20 protein-coding genes are annotated in these 17,312 nt (G+C 44.0%); 3 read left to right on the top strand and 17 right to left on the bottom strand.

The genetic code is table 11. The features are described 5' to 3' along the window. Positions 1-20 precede the first annotated feature (20 nt). Positions 21-605 (bottom strand): TetR/AcrR family transcriptional regulator, encoded by a 585-nt coding sequence (locus R2J37_RS09315; RefSeq protein ID WP_230106032.1) that lies wholly within the window; start codon positions 603-605, stop codon positions 21-23. Positions 606-726: 121 nt separating this feature from the next. Here R2J37_RS09315 and R2J37_RS09320 point away from each other — a divergent pair, with 121 nt between their 5' ends. Further along, positions 727-1,605, top strand: coding sequence for a DegV family protein (locus R2J37_RS09320; RefSeq protein ID WP_230106031.1), 879 nt, complete (start codon positions 727-729; stop codon positions 1,603-1,605). On the opposite strand, the gene R2J37_RS09325 is transcribed toward R2J37_RS09320, so the two are convergent. The 3 genes from R2J37_RS09325 to R2J37_RS09335 form a co-directional block, all read right to left on the bottom strand. Continuing rightward, positions 1,602-2,477, bottom strand: a complete 876-nt coding sequence (locus tag R2J37_RS09325; RefSeq protein WP_316264680.1) for a metallophosphoesterase — start codon at positions 2,475-2,477, stop codon at positions 1,602-1,604. The two genes, R2J37_RS09320 and R2J37_RS09325, sit on opposite strands and share 4 nt — an antisense overlap. Next, complete coding sequence (gene deoC, locus R2J37_RS09330) at positions 2,477-3,124, bottom strand: deoxyribose-phosphate aldolase (protein WP_316264682.1); 648 nt, start codon at positions 3,122-3,124, stop codon at positions 2,477-2,479. The genes R2J37_RS09325 and deoC overlap by 1 nt, the downstream gene beginning before the upstream one ends. Before the next feature lie 149 nt (positions 3,125-3,273). Further along, on the bottom strand, positions 3,274-4,491 hold the full coding sequence (locus tag R2J37_RS09335) for a D-alanyl-D-alanine carboxypeptidase family protein (RefSeq protein WP_230106028.1): 1,218 nt from the start codon (positions 4,489-4,491) through the stop codon (positions 3,274-3,276). Positions 4,492-4,620: 129 nt separating this feature from the next. Between R2J37_RS09335 and R2J37_RS09340 the strand changes: the two genes are divergently transcribed. Beyond that, entirely contained in the window at positions 4,621-5,748 is a 1,128-nt protein-coding gene (locus R2J37_RS09340) for a DUF4317 domain-containing protein (protein WP_316264684.1), read from the top strand. Positions 5,749-5,850: 102 nt separating this feature from the next. Here R2J37_RS09340 and R2J37_RS09345 read toward each other — a convergent pair whose 3' ends face one another. Further along, positions 5,851-6,393, bottom strand: coding sequence for a prolyl-tRNA synthetase associated domain-containing protein (locus R2J37_RS09345; RefSeq protein ID WP_230106026.1), 543 nt, complete (start codon positions 6,391-6,393; stop codon positions 5,851-5,853). A gap of 125 nt (positions 6,394-6,518) precedes the next feature. Between R2J37_RS09345 and R2J37_RS09350 the strand changes: the two genes are divergently transcribed. Then, positions 6,519-7,100, top strand: a complete 582-nt coding sequence (locus R2J37_RS09350) for a Maf family protein (protein WP_230107613.1) — start codon at positions 6,519-6,521, stop codon at positions 7,098-7,100. Positions 7,101-7,173: 73 nt separating this feature from the next. Here the strand turns inward: R2J37_RS09350 and R2J37_RS09355 are convergent, their stop codons facing one another. The 12 genes from R2J37_RS09355 to R2J37_RS09410 form a co-directional block, all read right to left on the bottom strand. Next, complete coding sequence (locus tag R2J37_RS09355) at positions 7,174-8,031, bottom strand: rhodanese-like domain-containing protein (protein ID WP_230106025.1); 858 nt, start codon at positions 8,029-8,031, stop codon at positions 7,174-7,176. Positions 8,032-8,184: 153 nt separating this feature from the next. Next, a complete protein-coding gene (locus R2J37_RS09360) occupies positions 8,185-9,651 on the bottom strand; it encodes a sulfurtransferase (RefSeq protein WP_316264686.1) in 1,467 nt (488 codons plus the stop codon). Then, positions 9,602-10,210: a hypothetical protein gene (locus R2J37_RS09365; RefSeq protein WP_316264688.1), complete on the bottom strand. Its 609-nt coding sequence runs from the start codon at positions 10,208-10,210 to the stop codon at positions 9,602-9,604. The genes R2J37_RS09360 and R2J37_RS09365 overlap by 50 nt, the downstream gene beginning before the upstream one ends. Beyond that, positions 10,207-11,214, bottom strand: coding sequence for a phosphotransferase family protein (locus R2J37_RS09370; protein ID WP_316267021.1), 1,008 nt, complete (start codon positions 11,212-11,214; stop codon positions 10,207-10,209). The genes R2J37_RS09365 and R2J37_RS09370 overlap by 4 nt, the downstream gene beginning before the upstream one ends. 59 nt (positions 11,215-11,273) lie before the next feature. After that, positions 11,274-12,605: a TIGR04283 family arsenosugar biosynthesis glycosyltransferase gene (locus R2J37_RS09375; RefSeq protein ID WP_316264690.1), complete on the bottom strand. Its 1,332-nt coding sequence runs from the start codon at positions 12,603-12,605 to the stop codon at positions 11,274-11,276. Positions 12,606-12,607: 2 nt separating this feature from the next. Further along, the gene (locus R2J37_RS09380; RefSeq protein WP_316264691.1) at positions 12,608-13,036 is read right to left on the bottom strand and encodes a C-GCAxxG-C-C family protein; all 429 of its coding nucleotides are present in this window, start codon (positions 13,034-13,036) and stop codon (positions 12,608-12,610) included. Between the two features lie 34 nt (positions 13,037-13,070). Then, on the bottom strand, positions 13,071-14,054 hold the full coding sequence (gene arsS, locus R2J37_RS09385; RefSeq protein ID WP_316264692.1) for an arsenosugar biosynthesis radical SAM (seleno)protein ArsS: 984 nt from the start codon (positions 14,052-14,054) through the stop codon (positions 13,071-13,073). Between the two features lie 4 nt (positions 14,055-14,058). Beyond that, positions 14,059-14,391 carry an arsenosugar biosynthesis-associated peroxidase-like protein gene (locus tag R2J37_RS09390; protein ID WP_230106019.1) on the bottom strand — a complete coding sequence of 111 codons (333 nt, stop codon included), beginning with the start codon at positions 14,389-14,391 and terminating at the stop codon, positions 14,059-14,061. Next, on the bottom strand, positions 14,391-15,098 hold the full coding sequence (locus R2J37_RS09395; RefSeq protein ID WP_316264694.1) for a TVP38/TMEM64 family protein: 708 nt from the start codon (positions 15,096-15,098) through the stop codon (positions 14,391-14,393). The genes R2J37_RS09390 and R2J37_RS09395 overlap by 1 nt, the downstream gene beginning before the upstream one ends. Beyond that, positions 15,095-16,075: a (Fe-S)-binding protein gene (locus tag R2J37_RS09400; protein WP_316264696.1), complete on the bottom strand. Its 981-nt coding sequence runs from the start codon at positions 16,073-16,075 to the stop codon at positions 15,095-15,097. The genes R2J37_RS09395 and R2J37_RS09400 overlap by 4 nt, the downstream gene beginning before the upstream one ends. 1 nt (position 16,076) lies before the next feature. Then, positions 16,077-16,751 carry a TVP38/TMEM64 family protein gene (locus R2J37_RS09405; RefSeq protein ID WP_230106016.1) on the bottom strand — a complete coding sequence of 225 codons (675 nt, stop codon included), beginning with the start codon at positions 16,749-16,751 and terminating at the stop codon, positions 16,077-16,079. 1 nt (position 16,752) lies between these two features. Next, positions 16,753-17,187: a hypothetical protein gene (locus tag R2J37_RS09410; RefSeq protein ID WP_230106015.1), complete on the bottom strand. Its 435-nt coding sequence runs from the start codon at positions 17,185-17,187 to the stop codon at positions 16,753-16,755. Positions 17,188-17,312: the final 125 nt, after the last annotated feature.

Genomic DNA, 17,312 nt, shown 5'->3' on the forward strand with positions numbered 1-17,312 from the left:
GCGAAAATCCCCTCTGTTTTCTACAGACGAATCAGGGCTTTCGAACCCAGGACTCCTACCAGCAGTTCCCTTGCCTCCTCCCGTATCTGTTCTACAGGAACCTTTTCTTCGTGACTTTCGTTAATAAATCCGATCATTCCATAGCAAAGAAATCCCGCAATCTTTTTCGCGGAATATTTCAAGGGCGTACGCGATTCCATCCGCCTTGTATGTCCTTCCACTGTTTCCAGAATAATACTATAAAGCGCGAAAGCCAAATAAGGGTTTTTATCCGGAGCTGTGTGACGGAAAAAGTCAAAATTTCCATAATATATATCCAGGATACTATCCAGAATATTGCAGTAACTCTTTATTTCATTACGGTCAGGATTCGTTTCATTTTGCTTTTTTTCATATTCCTTTGTCCCGAGAACTATCATATCCTGAAACATCTCATCCACAAGGGCATATTTATCACTATAGTGAGAGTAAAAAGTAATCCTGCTGATTTCTGTGCGGCTGCAGAGCTCAGTAATGGTGATCTTCTCAAAAGGCTGCTCTGCCAGCATATCAACTAATGTATATTTTAAATTCTTTTTTGTTTTTGTGATTCGCTTGTCTTCCATTTTACACTTTCCTTATTTTGTATAAATAACTTACAAATAGCAGGTTTTGTCAATTGAGATTCCATATACGTTTTGCTATAATTTTAACACCTGTTAAGATTACAGTCAAAAGGAGATTTTTATGTCAGAAATAGCAATCATGACGGACAGTAACTGTGGAATTATGCCAGGCAGTGAACCCCGCCCGAATATTCATATTATTCCTATGCCCGTACTAATTGACGGAGAGATCTTTTTTGAAGGAACCAGTATCACAACGGATACGTTTTACCAGAAACTTTCCGGCGGTTCCAAAGTCAGCACATCCCTTCCCTCTCCGGGGGATGTGATCAGTATGTGGACAGCCCTCCTGAAATCCTATGATGAAATCGTGTATATCCCCATGTCCAGCGGACTTTCCAATTCCTGCGCAAATGCAGCTATGCTGGCTTCTGACGAACCTTTTGCAGGGCGGGTACATGTGGTGGATAATCATCGGATTTCCGTCACGCAGATGCAGTCTGTTCTGGACGCCTGTGATCTTGCCGCTGAAGGATTATCCGGCAGGCAGATTCAGGAAACACTTGAGAGGGAATCCCTGGATGCCAGTATCTACATTGCAGTAGATACATTGGAATATCTGAAAAGAGGCGGCAGAGTCACCCCTGCCGCTGCCGCGATCGGAACTGTATTAAATCTGAAGCCCGTTCTTACTATTCAAGGCGACAAGCTGGATGCTTTTGCTAAAGTACGGGGGATGAAGTCCGCTTTCCGCACCATGTGCAAAGCAGTACAGCACGATATGGATACCCGTTTTCTTCCTCTGAAAGAGAAAGGACTTTTAAAAGTCGGTATGGCCGAAACTCTCATGCCGGAGAAGGAATTCGCCTCCTGGAAGCAGCGTTTCCAGGAATATTTCCCGGACATGGAAATTGTCCACTACCCTCTCACTATGAGCATCGGCTGTCATACAGGCCCGGGCGCTCTTGGCGTAGGCGTTTTTCGCGTACACACCCCTTAATCCTGGGACTTGCTTCCATAAAAAGTAACGGCAGTCAGTTCTGCCGGATTAAAGAGACGGACATTGACCGTGTGGGTCCCAAGCCCTTTGCTGACAACGGAAATATGTCCGTCTTTTTGATACATATCTCCGGAATATCTTGGGAACAGCTTAAACTGCGGCGTAATAACGCCGCCGATTCCCGGGATTCGGACGATTCCTCCATGAAGATGTCCGGACAGCACAAGATCTGCCCCCCACTCCCAATACTGTGAGATAAAGGCCGGATTATGGGCAAGCAGAATCTGGTATTCTTCTTTTTCAGATACTCCGACTCTCTCTGAAATCTGTGAAACCCGCAGCTCCTCCCTCTTCACCCGGCTGTAACAGGACAGAGGGATCTCCAGACCGGTGACTTTTACCGGCTGTCCCCCCAAATGCAGGCTGACGGAATCGTTTTCCAGCAGATGCACCCCTGTACTTTTTACCGCTTCTTTGTATTTTTCATAACGAGTTCCATAATCTTCCAGGTTCTCTTTCATTTTCTGTTCGTGGTTTCCGTTTGCCGCATAGACCGGGCAAATACCGGCAAGATGAGAAAAAAGCCGTAAAGCTTTCTGCTCTGTTTCTTTTTTTGTCCTTGTCAGCATATCTCCGCCGATGAGTATATAGTCCGGCTTCTCTTCCCGAATTTTCTTTATCAGTCTTCTATTCTCTTTTCCGTACTCTTTCCCGTGAAGATCTGTTAAAAACAAAACTTTTCTTTTCTCTTCTTTTTTCATTTTTGGAAGAGGAATACTGTAATGGCGCACCTCAAAAGTGTGAAGCTCCCGAAGTATCTCCGCACTTGCCAGGATGCATGCCACCGTTGCTCCTGCCAGAAAGTTTTTCATCACATTTCCTCCACAATCCGAATTCCAGAGCTTGTACCAATCCGGTCAGCTCCCGCCTTTCTCATTTCCTCCGCCTTTTCCCTGGTGCGGATTCCTCCGGAAGCCTTTACTTTCATGTCCTTTCCAACCGTTTTCTTCATAAGGGCAATATCCTCTGCTGTAGCACCGCCTGTAGAGAATCCGGTGGACGTTTTCACATAATCTGCTCCTGCCTTTTTCGCCAGCAGGCAGGCTCTTATCTTTTCTTCTTCTGAGAGCAGACATGTTTCAATGATTACCTTCACAGCTGCTTTCCCTCTGGCTTCTTCCACGACAGAATGAATATCCTGCTCTACATATTCATTGTTCCCATCTTTCAGCATCCCGATATGAATGACCATATCCAGTTCTTCCGCTCCGTCAAGAATAGCCTGGCGGGCTTCCGCTGCTTTTGCCGCCGTTGACATTGCCCCCAGCGGGAATCCGATCACTGTACATACCTTAACTTCAGTATCCCTTAAAAGTTCTGCACACAGTGGTACATAGGATGAATTTACACATACAGATGCAAAACCATACTCCCTGGCCTCCCGGCATATTGTTTCCACCTGCTCTTTGCCTGCTTCTGGTTTCAGTATTGTATGATCGATCAATGATGCAAGTTTCATTTTAATCTCTCCTTTGCCGTTTTCCCTAATATCAGTGCGCAATCAAAAAGGAGAAAAACGCCCAAAACCTTTTTCTCCTTTTGCTGGCGCTGTGTCCTGAATGATATATGTATACTGATTATATAATTATTCCCCGGCAATTGTAAAGTTTATCCGATAAAAAATGACTTCAAAACCTTTTCAAGTATACTTGTATAAGTCGCTTCTCTGACATTTTCCACTGTAATAACATCAATGCTTCCAATCGTCTTCCCTTCCAGCGTATAGACAACGCTTCCCGCCTTCTCTCCTGTCTTTACAGGAGCCTTTAACTTTTCAACTGTCTGGTAATCCTTTTCAATCGCTGTCAGATCTGCCCCTTCTGTATCAATATAAGAGAACGATTCTTTCTGCTTCACCGGCACCTGATCCTTCATCCCTCCTTCTACTTTTACCGGTTTCATTCCCTCCAGACCGTCATCCGTATACTTGACACAGGATGCAAATCCGTGATCCAAAAGTGTAACTGCATCCTGAAATCTTGACTTGGAATCTTTGGCTCCCATGACCACCGCTATCATCTGCATCTGATTTTTTTCAGCTGTCGCTGACATGCAAAATCCGGCTTCCCCTGTGGAGCCTGTTTTCAGCCCGGTAGCATAGGCGTACTGCCGGATTAGTTTGTTCGTATTTGCAAGACCGAACTCACTGGCACCCTTTGCCGTTGTATGAGTAATATTTTCCATCCATATCGTGACGTAATCCCGGATCTGCGGGTATGTAAGAATCAATTCTCTTGACATCAGAGCAATATCTCTTGCTGTTGTCAGATGCCCTTCTGTGTCCAGACCATTGCAATTTACGAAGCTGGTATTTTCCATGCCCAGGCCCTTCGCTCTCTCATTCATATGTTTTACAAATTCTTCCTCGCTTCCCCAGACAAATTCCGCCATGGCCACGGAAGCGTCATTTGCGCTGGCTACGGCAATACATTTGATCATCGTATCGACAGTCTGCTCTTCTCCCGGTTCCAGAAACACCTGGGAGCCTCCCATAGAGGCCGCATACTCTGAGACCGTTACTTTGTCCTCCAGAGAGATCTTCCCCTCTTCTAATGCATCAAAAATGAGAAGAAGGGTCATAATCTTTGTTACACTTGCAGGATGCCTTTGCTCATCTGCATTTTTTTCATAAATCACTTTCCCGGTGGATGCTTCCATGAGGAGCGCCGACGGAGCGCTTACCTTATCTTTTTTTGCTTCTGTATTCTCTGTATTCTGTATCGCATCCGTTTCTTCTTCAAACTGCAGGATACCTGCCGCCTGGACTTCTCCTGCCTGCTGTATGAGCAAAAAAGCACATACCAGCGCTGCCAGGACTCTTTTCATTCTTACCTCTCCTTAGCCTAGTCGTCTGTTAACAATATATTGTAAATTCACCTTCAATATGCTAAGATTATTCCTGTCATTTTCCCCGTACATAGGGGAAAAACAGGTAAATGAAAAGGGGTTTTGTATATGAATAAAAAGGAAGTCCTTGAAATCCGTAAACAATTCTCACCTCAGAACTGTGCGATCACAAGACTCTGCGGCTGCTATGTGAACGGGGACAAGGAAAAGAAACTGGAATTTAAAGAAGCATTCCTCTCTCTGCCGGAAGAGGAAGCTTTTAAATACTTTGATCTTTTTAAAAAGACTCTCTCCGGCACTGTCGGAAAAAATCTCATCAACATGGAATTTCCGCTGGAACAGGAAAAAAGCGGCGGAACTCAGGAATTTTTGCTGCAGCTCCGGGACAGCCGTCTGACGGACGATATGCTTCTTTCGGAATTCTATGACAAAGTGATCGAAAACTATGACTTTGCCGAGCACTATCTTATCCTGCTGATTCATGCCGCCTACGATGTGCCTGGAAAAGCTTCCGACGGAACGGAAATGTTTGATGCTTCAGATTCCGTCTACGATTATATTCTCTGCAGCATCTGCCCGGTAAATCTTTCCAAAGCCGGACTGTGTTACAATGCAGAGCACAACAGCATTGAGGATCGTATCCGGGACTGGATCGTCAATGTACCGGCGAACGGTTTTCTGTTTCCTGCCTTCCATGACCGGGCCGATGACATACATAGCGTCCTGTACTACTCTAAAAAACCGGAAGAACTTCAGGATACCTTCCTTGAACAGGTACTTGGCTGCACAGAAGTGATGAGTGCCGGTTGCCAGAAGGAATCTTTTCAGACTGTCATTGAAGAAACGCTGGGGGATGACTGTGAATATACTGTCATACGGAACATCCATGAAAATCTCAATACTTTAATCGAAGAAAATAAAGAGGCGGAGGAACCTCTTGAACTGGGGAAACAGGAAATGAAACGCCTTTTTTCTTTGAGTGGTGTGCCGGATGAAAAGCTGGAAGATTTCGAAAAAGACTTTGACGAGACTGTGGGGGCCAAAACTTCTCTTCTTGCCTCCAATCTGACAAATACAAAGAAATTTAACATCAGGACGCCGGACATTGTCATTAACGTGAATCCTGAACGCACAGATCTGGTAAATATTCAGATGATCGACGGGCGGAAATGCCTTGTGATCCCTGTAGATGATCAGGTGGAAGTAAACGGTATGGAAGTAAAGGTAACATTATAAAAGGCAGAGCTGGTACAAAGAGGCAAATATGAATATTGGGAATATACGCTGCTTTTGTACCGGCTCTGCCTCTTTTCTTTTTAAAAACTGATTGCCTGTTTTCTACAGATCAACGATCCTTGGTCTGTGATGGGTATAAGGCAGGAATTTTTTCAGCAGATCCTGAGTCTTAAATTTCAGATGGGTTGTATTGATACCGGTATTGCAGACAAACCACTCCGCTTCCGCCACTTCCTTATCAATAATCAGCTGCACATAGTCATCTTCATCATTTAAAAGCCCCACTACACTGGCTGATCCCGGCGTACATCCGATATGTTTTTCCATGAGTTCCGGCGGTGCAAAAGACATATGAGAAACTCCCAGCTTTTTGCTGAAAGATGCGGTGTCAAAGGCTTTATCGTCCGGCATTAAAAGCAGAAAGAATGACGTCTTCTTCTGATTACACAAAAAAACGTCCTTGCGGACCGGCGCCTGAAGCACTTCTCCTATTTCGGCACATTCCTCCATGGAGGAAGCCGCATCATTGTCAACCCGCTCAAATTTAATTCCCAGTTTTGTAAAAACCTTATACACTTCCTGTTCCAGCGGCGCTCTTTCTTTTACATTGTCAGGCACTGTTGTCGTAATTTCACTGATATACACAGGGTATTCCCTCCCTTTCATTTTTATTTTATAATAGACATTATAGAGGACAACTCTTCCGTTGGCAAGAACAAGGGACGGAAGAATTTTTTCGAAAAACAGGAAAGAACGAGGTTGAAAATATGATGAAATACATACTTGCATCTGCATCACCCCGCCGAAAAGAACTTTTGAAACAGGCAGGAATAGACTTTGAAGTTTACCCGTCAGATACGGATGAAAAAATCACTGTGGAGGATCCTGCGGCAGCAGTCATGGATCTGGCTTTTCAAAAGGCAGATGATGTTTACAAAAAACTGGTTCCCTCTCTTGACGGAGATTTTACCGTTATCGGCGCTGACACAGTGGTTGTTTACCGGGGCGAAATTCTCGGAAAACCTGAAGATGAATCGGAAGCCATGGACATGCTTTCCATGCTTTCAGACCGTACACATCAGGTATATACCGGAGTTTCCCTTCTATCCCGCCGAGGCGGCAGGTATCATACCTGCAGCTTCGGCGAATGTACAGAAGTTACTTTTTATCCCATTTCAAGAGAAGATCTGAAAAGCTATATTGCTACCGGCGATCCTATGGATAAAGCCGGCGCTTATGGGATCCAGGGAAAATTCGCGGTTCATGTAAAAGGAATCCGCGGCGATTACAATAACGTCGTGGGGCTTCCCATCGCAAGATTATATCAGGAACTCAAAAAAACCCACCCTTAATCGCAATTTGGGACACCGTTTAATGCAATTTGGGACGTAACAAACTTTAAAAGTGTTACGTCCCAAATTAATACTACTCTGTCACAAAAGCAGCCGCTACATCAGCATCTTTTGCTCCGTTTTCAATAATATAAAGATTGGATACATCATATCCTGCATCTTTCAGTACAGAAATACCCGTCTTTGCACAGTTATTTCCGCTGTAGCACAAAAGATATACCGGTTTCTCCGGATCCATCTCCGATGTAGCCATTTCATAGAGAGCAGTCTGTGCATCTGCATCCTCAATCTCCTTCAGATTGCACTGCAATGAACCTTCCAGATGCCCTTGCGCATATGTATCATCGTCTCTTACATCCAGAATCTGAATGTCTTCATTTCCAACGGCTTCCACTGCTTCCGCACCGGATACATACTGCCACTCAATACTATCCTCCGTACGATTTGTAGTAAGCGCGCCGCTCTCCTCTGCCAGAGCCTCCGCCCCGCCTTCTACTGTATAAATGCGGGAAGCGTCAATACCTGCATCTTCCAGAACACCTGTTGCCTTCTGTGCTCCACGCTGTCCGCTGTTGCAGATAATATAAATATCTTCATCATCTCCAAAGTTTTCTTCTGCATAGGCAGTCATTGTCTCTACAAGAGAGTCATCTTCCAGAGGGAAAATCGGACACCATTCAGAATTTACTACTCTTCCGCTCACATAATTGTTCCATTCGCGAACATCCAATACATGAGTCCCTCCCTCTTTTGCTGCAGCCACAGCATCAGCGGCAGACACATACTGGTAATCCCCTTCCGTACTTTCACTGCCTGATTCGGAATCTGTAGATTCCTCTGAAGTTGTCTGTGTTTCTTCTGATCCACATGCTGTAATCATTGCGGATGCCATAGCAGCCGCCATTAAAATTGCCACAATTCTTTTTTTCATAAAACCTTTCCTCCTTATCTTTCGGTTTATAAGAATTATAAAAGGTTATTCTTTTCCATTCAAGCGAATTGTCAGAATTGTTTATAGATTTATGACATATTAATATAGGCTTTTTCAATAAGTATAGCGTTGGTGTACAAGGGGCAATGCCATTTATTCTGAAACAATAAAATATTCCTGTGGTTCCTGTTCCGGTGCATCATCCGGAAGTCCGTCAGCTTTTCTCGGACTGTCGGCAATTTTATGCCATTCATACCAGCCTCCGTCATATACATGAATGTCCTCCCAGCCTAATGCATACGCATAAAAATAGGTTTCACTTGCTCTCCAGCCGGTTCCGCAGTGGAAGGACACCTCTTTATCTGGTGTGATTCCCCATAATTCCCAGCGATCTGCGATCATTTCATAGTTGAACATTGTATTGTCAACATTTCTGAAATCTTCCATGCTGTAAGGATCGGATCCTGCATAACCAAAGCGTGCATTGGCAATATCTCCTGCTTCTCCTATATAAGTATAACCGCTTACTTCTCCTGTGTATTCCGGCCAGCTTCTGATAGACGCAACAACAGCGTTTTCATTGTTTACAACTTCCAGCTCTTCATCGTAGTCATAAATAACTTCAGGATTTACAGGTACTTCTGCACCAAATTCCACGTGTTCCGGTTCGTGTTTCTCTGTATCCAGTTCTCTTCCTTCCAATGTCCACAGTGTCTTTCCACCATTCAGAAGTCTGATATCCTCAACACCTGCATATTTCAGGATCAGTCCCATTCTGGCTGATGCTGTAGTCGCTGCTGTTGTACCATAAAGCACTACTGTAGTGTCTTTTTGGATTCCCAGATCTTCCAGTTTCTTCTGTATCTCTTCGTCAGAAGGACGGTTCCAGTATTTTAACTGTTCTTCCATCGGAATTACTTCATAATCTGCAAGAGCACGGGGACCCGGCACATGATTGATCTCATCTGCGTTTACGTTGATAGCTCCCGGTATATGACCATTTGCATATTCATCCTCTTCGCTGGCCAAAGACACTTCTATGATCTGGAAATCACCTCCATCGAAAGTCTCAGGATTTTTACCGTCTGCAAGATCCTGCACCCACTGCGGATACACATACATCTCATAATGTTCCAGACTTTCCGTTGCTTTTCCGCTTTCCACATATGCATTGTATCCGCCGTCCAGAACAGATAAATTTTCAAAACCGATAGCCTGATACTTTTCTGCTGTCTCCTGTGAAACAGTATCATTATCATAGAGAACCGTTTCTTTTGTCACATCCAGTCCGCGTCGTTCCAATTCCAGCTGCATGGTCGTTCCGATAGCTGCTTCCTTCTCTAAATCCATATCCAGCCAGCTTTCCGGAAAATCCACAGCATTTTCAATATGTCCGCCAGATCCTTCTTCTGTTGTCCAGCCGATATACTGTGCTTCTTCTCTCACATCAATAATCTGCACCTTTTCCGGATCCAGATCATCAATTGTAACTGTTGCTATTTCACCTGTTGCTGGCGTGATTGTTTCTTCACTTTCTTTTTCCGTTTCCTGCTTTCCGCATGCCGCCACACTAATAGCTGTCAGCGCGGTGAGCACTGCAATTAATACCTTCTTTTTCATTTGTTTTTCTCCTTTTTTCCATTTTTTCAAATATCATATCCAAAATATACTGAAGTATATAGGCTATGATAATTCCGGTTGCATATATGATCAGTGTATCTGTCCACCCATTTTGAAGATAGAGAAGATAATTACTTTTCATATATTCCAGAAATGTTATATCTCCCAATATGCTGCTGTTGAATATATAGAACAGCATATATGAAAGCGGTTTTAAAAGGAAGGTTCCTCCAATTACTGTCAATAAGTATCTCCCCATATGCATACGCTTTTTATGCCATAGAAGACCCAGCAGTCCGGCCTCCACAATCTGAAACAGCAGAACATAAAGAAGTACCCCGCTTCCCATTCCGATATTGTTTAATATAAAACTCGACAGTATTGTATAAACGATACCTGCTACAGGTCCTAATTCCATTCCAATAAATATTACTGCAACATTATTGGCGTAAACTGCTTTTCCCACTGAAGCCACAATTGGTATAATGGCTGTCAGCGCGGTAATGACCGCGGCAATTATCAGCGACAGTATTCCTTTTATGATGTTCCGTTTTTTCATTTTTCAATAAACCTCTTCATTTTCCCCAGAAATTCATCTGTCAAATAAGCCTCCAGCTTCCGCCAGGTCGATTCATTGACAAGTTCCCTCCCCGGCTGCTGGTATTCCACCCAGGCCATGGCACACCAGGTAATTCCCCTAAGACAGGTAACTGTCATATAGGTGTTTGTCCTCTCCCACAGATCATTTACCGGAAATCTCCCATTCACTTCCTCTATATACTTCTCTACAAATGCCCTCATCTCCTTCTCATCAAGGATAACATCCGTCTTCCAGAAGGTAGTGGTAGGCGCAAGAAAATGTCCCAGATCCTGGGCCGGTTCCCCGCAGATCGGTTTTTCCCAGTCGATCAGATAATCCGGGCCTTCTGTTCCATTCATGAGAAAATTGGTGGAATTGAGTTCTGTGTTGATGCAGCACTGATAGGAAGCCGCGGCAAGTGCGTCCGCCTGTTTCCAGGCAAGATCAAGCAGCAGACGTATCTTCTGCTTTTTATCCGCATCTGCCAGATTGCTTTCCATATAAGTGCATACCATCTGTTCGCACTCTTCCAATATCGCTCGGACTGGATTTTCAGGCACTATCAGATGGGTGCATTTCGGAAGAGAAACGCTGTGTATATCTGCAAGACATCCCGCTGCCCGAAAAAGTTCTGTGTGATAATCCAGTGCATGTCCCGGCAGATATTCCATAACCATAACCCCATTTGTAAAATCTTTCAGACTTCCATCTACATAGAAAGGACGCGGCGTACGTCCTGATTCTTCCAGAAGCTTCAGCGCATTGTACTCATATTCAATCTGATGGGCAAGGTGCATCTGACTTCCAAAATTAATCCGCAGAACCAGCTTTTGTCCCGTCACAGGGTGTGTAAACAAATAGTTTCTGTTGTATTCTCCCTGTCCCAGCAGACTGTACTCTTCCTGCACATTATCAGGAAGATGAAGCCCTCTTCTGTAGCCTGCTGTTTGGATATAGCTGCTTAGACCTTTTGTCTTTTCGATGTCTTTTTCTGTACTGTTTCCTTTCTGACTTTCCATAATCTTTCTCCCTGTATACAGCGCTACCTTACATCCCGGTACATTTGAGCAATCTTTTCTATATCTTCCTGGTCTCTGTACATTTTCCTTAATCGATTCATTCTCCACATAAGTTTCAATTTCGGAATCGTCCCTTTCGGAAACCTGCGATCTGACGTGTAGATACGCCTGTCTGCCATCCCAAGCTTTACTCCCATCTCTTTTAAAGTAAGAGAAAACTGATAGTCTTCCATGATAGGTATCTCCGGAAATCTCCCTGCTTCAAAAAAGAGATCTCGATCCAGAAAAATACCCTGATCCCCGAACATGACTTTGCGATCTTTGATCCTGTGATTAGAGATCACCCTGCATGTAAACATGAAGAAATTTCTGGAGTGGAAAGCAATACCGAAACACCCTGCCCCGTAATCTCTCATGACCTTGCGCATTCTCTCCAATGGATGATCCGGCAGCTCGCTGTCGCAGTGCAGGAAAAACAGAATATCTCCGGTACTTTGCTCCGCCCCTTTATTCATCTGCCAGGCCCGGCCTTTTTCTGACCGTATAATCTGGAATCTAGGAGAAATTTTCTCCAGTGTATCGTCTGTGCTTCCCCCGTCCACAAATAGAATCTCACACTTTCCAAGAAGAGGCAAAAGCTGTCTTTGCATTTTTTCAATGGTACGGCTCTCATTGTAGATAGGAATGATAATGGAAATCTTACTGATCTTTGCCAGATATCTGCCTGTAAAACTCTCCTTCAAACGAACATCTTCCAGCATCCGCTTTTTATAGCCTCTTAAGTCCTTTGGTGTATCCATATCGGATAACGTGTCTGTAAATCCAACGGAAAATCCGGCCGATTCGATTTTTAACACTGTCTCTTCCAGTACCTTCCCATGTCCGTAAGTATCCAGGGAAAAAGCTTCTTTCACAGGCTGTTTCATTCCTGTCAGATAATACCCTCCATCTACGGTTTTTCCAAAAACTACATCTTCTGTTTCAAGTACATCAAACGCTTTTTTAAGAATTTTAACCTCAAGTTCCGGTACATCGGCACCTATGAGAAGACAGGAATCATATTTCTGATCCAGCACCTCTTTCATAGCTCCATACATCCGCTCTCCAAGATGCTTTCCTGTCTGCGGAATCCATCCCTTTACCTCTCCCAGAATGTTTTTCAGTGTTTTCCACCCTTCTTCCGGCGTATAACTGACAAAGACATCCGCCCCGCCGTTTCGGCACTCCATAACAATATCTTTGAGAAAGCAGGTGTGAAGACGGGCGCACTGAACCGGGGAAAGATGAGGCATCATCCTGGTTTTCGTCTTTCCCGGTTCTGGAACTCTTGTAAAAATAATGACTGCTCTTTTCATTGTTACAGAATCTTCTCCAGTATCTCAATTGTATCTGCTACCACTTGAGGGCAGAAATCAAACAAAAGTCCTTTTTCCAGAACTTTTTCCATTTCACCCGGCTTTGATATGTCATGTCCGAGAAGTTCTTTGCACATGCAGGAAGGATACTTTTGAGCAAAAAGCCGTTTAAATTCTGCTATTTTGGCAGTCATCCTGTCCTTTTGCTCCTGATCCCCTTCCCTGCTGTGCCCATAGACCATACCGATGACCATCAAAGCTCCTGTCACTGCCCCGCATGTTTCTCCGCACATCATGCCGCCTCCAAAACAGGCAGACACTTTTCTTGCCTGTTCTTCTGTCAGCTGCATTTTTTCTGCGAATTCTGTTGTCACCACCTGGGAACAGTCAATTCCCTGCATAAAAAGATCTTTAATCTCTTCTTTTGTCATCTTCTTCTCCTTTTTATCCTGTCTGTCTTTTCCTTTATTCTGTAGCGCCGCCGCAGCTGGATCCCTGTCCTGCAGTACATCCGTAACAGTGATTTGCCAGACAGATTTTCCGCTTTTTGAAAGATTTCCCAACCATATTAAAAATTGTCTCCCCCGTCAGGACCGGCAGGTCCGCAGCCTGATTGAAATCACAGTCATATACCTGCCCGTCATAACCTACTGAAATCTGAAAACGGCACATAAGCCCCGGAAGGGTAGCCGCGTTAAATGCGTCAGACAATTTTTTCATATAACTTTCCAGATTTCCGCTTCGTTTCAGGAAAGCCTCAAAACGCCCCGTCGGGTTATTGGTTATAGTAAAGAGATTGTGAAACACTATTTCATAATCCTGCCACAGTCTGGACTTGTACTCTTTCTCCATGGCACTTTGCACAGGAGGGAAAAAGGCTCCGGCCGGGTTGTAGACCATATTAAGCACCAGATCGTTCTCTTTCCCGTATCCCAGCTCATTCAGCTCCCGGATCATTTCAATAGCTGTCTCAAATGTTCCCTCTCCTCTGACACGATTCATTTCTTTTGCGCGGTAGTAGGGAAGCGAACAGACAATCTCCACCTTGTGATCTGCATAAAATTTCGGCAGATGCCTGTATTTCTCTTCCTTTAATATAACAAGGTTCGTCCGTACAATTACATGGCTGCATATTTTGCATGCCTCATCTACCAGCCATTCAAAATTCGGATTCATCTCCGGCGCACCGCCGGTAATATCGATTGTTTCTACCTTCTGCTCTTTGCATACTTTAAGACAGGCTTCCATCACTTTCCGGTCCATAACCTCTATCCTTGCAGGCCCTGCTTCCACATGGCAGTGCTTGCAGGCAAGATTGCAGAGCCTTCCCACATTAATCTGCGTCACTTCCAGCCTGTCAGTCGTATACCTGTACTCTTCTTCCGTGATCCTCTCTTCAAAATCCGGAATATTTGTCAAATTCTTTAAATCTTCCAATGCCTGATTCATACCCTTACAGCTCCAGTTTCTTTACAATATTTTTCATCTGTACTCCGTGTACCAAAGTGGCCCCTCCTCGGATTGCAGCAGCCACATGTACGGCTTCTGTCATCTGCTCCTCACTGACTCCTTTATTGAGGCAGTCATTTGTGTAGGAGTCAATGCAATAAGGACACTGCACTGCATGAGCAACCGCAAGAGCGATCAAGGATTTCTCCCTGGCTGTCAAAGCTCCTTCTTCAAATACAGCTCCATAGTAATCAAAAAATTTCTCTGCCAGCTGTGGCGCTTCCTCGCCGATAGTCCCAAATTTCGCAAGATCTTCCGGGTTATAATAAGTTTCCATTATTCATTTCCTCCTTTTGTCTTTTTCTGTCTGTCCATGTATATCTTCCTTAGCATTACAATAAGGGCTGATAAGGCAAACAATATCAATAGTCCTGTCATCAGAAGCTGTGCTCCTCCTGTCAGCATGCCTCCCACATAAGAATACACAATAGTGGCCGGCAGCTGTCCGATGCCTGTAGCAATAAAAAATGATTTAAAAGACATAGAAGTAAGTCCCGCAGCATAGCTGACAATGTCAAAGGACACAAAAGGCAGAAGACGGCAGATCAGAATCGTATTCCTTCCGTATTTTTCAAAAAAGGTATCGATCTGTGCGATCCCTGCCTTGCTGGTCAGCTTTTCTGCAACATCCCTCCCCAATATACGGGCAATAAAGAAACACACAGCTGCCCCTGCCATAGCGCTGCTCCAGGAAAGGACAGCCCCCTGCCACCATCCAAAAAGATTGGCATTTGCCAAAGTAAGCAGGAAAGCCGGAAGCGGCGCCGCCACAGACTGGAAGATCATAAGGAGGAAGGACACCAACGCTGCATAGCCACCATAGGATGCCACAAACTCTCTTACTACATCAAAATCTCCACTGGCAAACATGCTGAATACCTTATTCATACCGCTTTTTACCGGCGGCACAAAAAAATAAACCGCCGCACATACAAGAATGATCCCCAGTATGATTCCTTTTTTTACCCAGTTTTTCTGTTTCATCTTTTTTTCTTCCTCCAGTACCTCGACTTTACTCTGTTTAAAAGAGATTTCTTCACATCGGCTGTCTCCTCTCTTCCCAGTATTTTTAAAAGCAGATGTTCTGCTTTATATCCTTTTCTTGTGAAAGCCCCGCTGCAGGATGCACAATAAGTATATACTGTCTGTCTCCTGTCAAGATCCTCCGTTATTTCTGCCGCAAGCTTTGGTTCTTTCACACTCGCACATCCTCCCAGACCACAGCACTGAACCTTTTCCTCCAGGCACGGTTCACCTTCCAAAAATACAGACATTTTTTCAAGAAGCTCTTTTCCTTTACGGTCCGGACATGGCGGAAAAATCTGGATCTCACCGGAAATTTTTCTGCCCAGCCCCAGCTCCAGCAGTTTACTGTAAATATCTGTCACCCTGGCATGAAGACGCCCTTTCAGAAAATGATAACAGTTGGGGCAGACCATAACTACTTCTTCCGCTCCAAGCTGATCCAGACGTTTATTCATATCTGCCAGAATTCTTTTTTCCTCTTTCTCTAACCCCAACTCTGATACCGGCTTTCCGCAGCAATCAAAAACAATTCCTATATCTGCCTCTTTTTTCAGCAATTCAGCCAGATATTTTGTTGTCTCCGGGTAAAAGGACGGGAAGTTACATCCGGGAAACAGCACGCTTTTCCCACCGGCATTTTTATAATTCCGAAAACGGTAATTCCTCTTTTCCCAAAGCAGCATACCATATCCTTTTTCCGCCGGTTTTTCCCCATTTTCTGTTGCTGCCTGCCTTCTCATCTCCAGAATGATCTTCCTTCCATCAATTCCTTTAGGGCAGACCCTGGTACATTTTCCGCACAAGAAGCAGTGCATGGAAAGCTTTTTTAACTTTTCGGTATCACCGATATCTATTTTATATTTTGAAAGAAACATACAGTTCTTTTGGCACAGGTGGCAGTGAATACATGCCTCCCCGGGATATCTGCTTTCCATCTTATTCCTCCACATTTTCTATATAGCGTTTCTTCAAAAACACTCCTGCCAGGATCACCACTACCGCTATTATTACAGCAATTCCAATGTACATTATTCTGTTTTTTGCATCTGCAAGTCCGGCAGTTCCGATTGTGTACATAGCCGTCCCCGGAATCATAAATACAAAAGAACCTACTGTATAAGCAACAAATCCGATATCTGTTACACCATAGGCAAAATTCTGCAGATTATAGGGAAACACCGGCACAAGCCTTGTGATCATAAGAACGAAAAGCTGATTTTTCCCCGATTCATCAAACAGCCATTTTTTCAGATATTGGTTTTTCATGGCTGCAGGCCTTATACTGTCCCTTAAAAAAAATCTTCCTGCAAGAAATGCCAGGACGGCACCTGCTGTGGCAGATATCGTACATAATATTGTTCCCAATACAGGACCGAACAAAAGCCCTGCCAAAATGGCAAAAGTAACGCCCGGCAGTGCCAGAACAACACTTCCTACAATCGTTACCAGCATATAGATTGCAATGGCTCCCGCCAGATTATCCTGTATCATTGCTTTCAAAAATGTCAGATTATCGGTGTCTCCAAGATAAGAGGACCATTTAAATATGTGATTGAGTATCAGGATCAGAATCACAAGGCTAATGAAAAGCCAAAGTTTCTTATTTTTCACTTTACTTTCCCTCTTCTCCTCTTTTTGCCATCAACACTGCGATGCCTGTTTTAACGATCTGAATTACAGCCGCCAAAAGAAAGAGAATACTGATAAAATAATAATCTGCCATAGTGTCAGTAGAGTTTATAAGTGTATATCCCCCGTACAGCGCAGTCAGAGCAATCATACAAATATTCATAACCATTGTAAGCCGGGAAACTTCCTTTCTTTTCTTCAGAAAGAGAAGGAAAATAAGCACCGTTAATACTGCAGCTATTAGTAAGGATACTGTTTTCAAAGTACCTACAGGATAATCCCGCTCCCATGTCATATTCTTATAATTCAGATACCGAACCATTCCCAGTTTCCGTTCTGCAAAATAGTGTATAATACCGGCGCCGGTCAGAGCAGCAATCTCCAGAATAAGCGCCAAAATATATGCTATTTTTTTCATAATTTCCTCCATATTCTTTTCTTGGCATATTACATAGATCTCCCAGAGGATTTTCGCGTAGGAGTAAACACAGATGGCATTTCTATATGGTAGAATAAAAATGCTGCCGCTTTACTTGCCGGCAG

Origin of the sequence: Claveliimonas bilis (assembly GCF_030296775.1) — a bacterium.
GTDB classification, from domain to species: domain Bacteria; phylum Bacillota; class Clostridia; order Lachnospirales; family Lachnospiraceae; genus Claveliimonas; species Claveliimonas bilis.